This is a genomic window from Streptomyces sp. NPDC054863, assembly GCF_053610825.1.
Genome location: NZ_JBSGZD010000495.1, coordinates 1 through 3,034 on the forward strand (window position 1 = coordinate 1; position 3,034 = coordinate 3,034).

Consider the following 3,034-nt stretch of genomic DNA (forward strand, 5'->3'; position numbering starts at 1 on the left):
CCCTCGCCCCGTACGACGGGCCCGCACACCTGATCCCACGACCTTGCGCTCCCAGCGAACAGTTCCGGAAGCGGGATGGCGTTGTCCTACCTGCGCGTTAGGGTCCATGAGTAGGCGGGTTGGGTGGGATACCCGACCCCCCGGACAAAGACGCTGAGACGGCCGGAGCCGTCAGAGACGAGCAGGTGGAATACGTGACGAATCTGATGCCCTACGCCGCCGGCGAGCAGTTCCTCGGTGGAGGCCTCGGCGACCAGGTCTACAGCCGACTGCTTGGCGAGCGCATCATCTTCCTCGGCCAGCAGGTCGACGACGACATCGCCAACAAGATCACGGCGCAGCTCCTCCTCCTGGCCGCCGAGCCGGAGAAGGACATCTACCTCTACATCAACAGCCCCGGCGGCTCGGTCTCGGCCGGCATGGCGGTCTACGACACCATGCAGTACATCCCGAACGACGTCGTAACCATCGGCATGGGCATGGCGGCCTCCATGGGCCAGTTCCTGCTGACCGGCGGCACCGCGGGCAAGCGCTTCGCGCTCCCGCACACGGACATCCTGATGCACCAGGGCTCCGCGGGCATCGGCGGTACGGCATCGGACATCAAGATCCAGGCCGAGTACCTGCTGCGTACCAAGAAGCGCATGGCGGAGATCACCGCCCTGCACTCCGGCCAGACCGTCGAGGCGATCATCCGCGACGGCGACCGCGACCGCTGGTACACCGCCGAAGAGGCCAAGGACTACGGCCTCATCGACGAGATCATCACCGCTGCTTCGGGCGTTCCGGGCGGCGGCGGCACCGGGGCCTGACCCCGGCGCCCCAACCGCTTCGCAACTTCCACCCCAGAACGCCACCAGGATGGTGAACACCCACATGAGCAACTTCTCCGCCCCCAACGGCCTCTACACCGGCCCGCAGGTGGACAACCGCTACATCGTGCCGCGCTTCGTCGAGCGCACCTCGCAGGGCGTCCGTGAGTACGACCCGTACGCGAAGCTCTTCGAGGAGCGCGTGATCTTCCTCGGCGTGCAGATCGACGACGCGTCCGCCAACGACGTCATGGCACAGCTGCTGTGCCTGGAGTCGATGGACCCCGACCGCGACATCTCGATCTACATCAACAGCCCCGGCGGCTCCTTCACCGCGCTGACGGCCATCTACGACACGATGCAGTTCGTGAAGCCCGACATCCAGACGGTCTGCATGGGCCAGGCGGCCTCCGCCGCCGCCGTCCTGCTCGCCGCCGGCACGCCGGGCAAGCGCATGGCGCTCCCGAACGCCCGCGTGCTGATCCACCAGCCGTCCTCGCAGACCGGCCGCGAGCAGCTCTCCGACCTGGAGATCGCGGCCAACGAGATCCTGCGCATGCGGACCCAGCTGGAGGAGCTGCTCGCGAAGCACTCCACCACGCCGATCGAGAAGATCCGCGACGACATCGAGCGCGACAAGATCCTCACGGCCGACGACGCCCTGGCGTACGGCCTGGTCGACCAGATCGTCTCGACCCGCAAGACGACGGCCGCGGCTGCGGCCTGAAGCTCCGGCCGAAGGAAGTAACGGGTCCTGCCCACCCCTTGGCACGGTGCACGTCATCGTGAACCGTGCCAAGGGGGGCCCGAACGGGGGGTCGGGCAAGGTACCGTCGAAGATTGAGGCACCAGGAGCCGCTGCACCAGGCGGCTTCCCAGGCGAAGGGGATTCACCTCGTGGCACGCATCGGTGACGGCGGAGACCTGCTGAAGTGCTCGTTCTGCGGAAAGAGCCAGAAGCAGGTGAAGAAGCTCATCGCAGGTCCCGGTGTGTACATCTGCGACGAGTGCATCGATCTCTGCAACGAGATCATCGAGGAGGAGCTCGCCGAGACGAGCGAGGTCCGCTGGGAGGAACTTCCCAAGCCTCGTGAGATCTACGAGTTCCTTGAGGGATACGTCGTCGGGCAGGAGCCCGCGAAGAAGGCCCTCTCGGTGGCGGTCTACAACCACTACAAGCGCGTCCAGGCCGGTGAGAACGGCGGCGGTGCGAGCCGCGAGGACGCGATCGAGCTCGCCAAGTCCAACATCCTGCTGCTCGGCCCGACCGGCTCCGGCAAGACGCTGCTCGCGCAGACCCTCGCCCGGATGCTGAACGTGCCGTTCGCCATCGCGGACGCCACCGCCCTCACCGAGGCCGGTTACGTCGGCGAGGACGTCGAGAACATCCTGCTGAAGCTGATCCAGGCGGCGGACTACGACGTCAAGAAGGCCGAGACCGGGATCATCTACATCGACGAGATCGACAAGGTCGCCCGCAAGAGCGAGAACCCGTCGATCACCCGCGATGTGTCCGGCGAAGGCGTTCAGCAGGCGCTGCTGAAGATCCTCGAAGGCACGACCGCCTCCGTACCTCCGCAGGGCGGGCGCAAGCACCCGCACCAGGAGTTCATCCAGATCGACACGACGAACGTGCTGTTCATCGTGGGCGGTGCGTTCTCCGGTCTGGAGAAGATCATCGAGTCGCGGGCCGGTGCCAAGGGCATCGGCTTCGGCGCGACGATCCGCTCCAAGCGGGAGATCCAGGCGAGCGACCAGTTCTCGGAGATCATGCCGGAGGACCTGGTGAAGTTCGGGATGATCCCGGAATTCATCGGCCGTCTGCCGGTGATCACCTCCGTGCACAACCTCGACCGCGAGGCCCTGCTCAAGATCCTCGTCGAGCCGCGCAACGCACTGGTGAAGCAGTACCAGCGCCTCTTCGAACTCGACGGCGTGGAGCTGGACTTCGACCTCCCGGCGCTGGAGGCCATCGCGGACCAGGCGATCCTGCGCGGCACCGGCGCGCGTGGCCTGCGGGCCATCATGGAGGAGGTCCTCCAGTCGGTGATGTACGAGGTCCCGTCCCGCAAGGACGTCGCCCGTGTCGTCATCACCGAGGAAGTCGTCCACTCCAACGTCAACCCGACCCTGGTGCCGCGCGAGCCGCGCATCATCGGCAAGGGCGAGGACGGGCGGCACGAGAAGTCCGCCTAGTTCTCTCCGTACGCACGAAGCAGGAG

Annotated in this window: 3 protein-coding genes; all 3 read left to right on the top strand. The window is 66.4% G+C overall.

Translation table 11 applies throughout. The features are described from left to right. Positions 1 to 194 precede the first annotated feature (194 nt). The 3 genes from ACWGIG_RS38165 (at position 195) to clpX (ending at position 3,008) form a co-directional block, all read left to right on the top strand. Positions 195 to 812 carry an ATP-dependent Clp protease proteolytic subunit gene (locus tag ACWGIG_RS38165; RefSeq protein WP_453326320.1) on the top strand — a complete coding sequence of 206 codons (618 nt, stop codon included), beginning with the start codon at positions 195 to 197 and terminating at the stop codon, positions 810 to 812. Positions 813 to 861: 49 nt separating this feature from the next. Continuing rightward, positions 862 to 1,539 (top strand): ATP-dependent Clp protease proteolytic subunit, encoded by a 678-nt coding sequence (locus tag ACWGIG_RS38170; protein ID WP_453326321.1) that lies wholly within the window; start codon positions 862 to 864, stop codon positions 1,537 to 1,539. Positions 1,540 to 1,709: 170 nt separating this feature from the next. Then, positions 1,710 to 3,008 carry an ATP-dependent Clp protease ATP-binding subunit ClpX gene (clpX, locus tag ACWGIG_RS38175; RefSeq protein ID WP_453326322.1) on the top strand — a complete coding sequence of 433 codons (1,299 nt, stop codon included), beginning with the start codon at positions 1,710 to 1,712 and terminating at the stop codon, positions 3,006 to 3,008. Positions 3,009 to 3,034: the final 26 nt, after the last annotated feature.

Excerpts from the sequence above, each read along its gene's own strand:
- ACWGIG_RS38170 (WP_453326321.1), top strand. The coding sequence starts at position 862 with ATGGTGAACACCCACATGAGCAACTTCTCCGCCCCCAACGGCCTCTAC.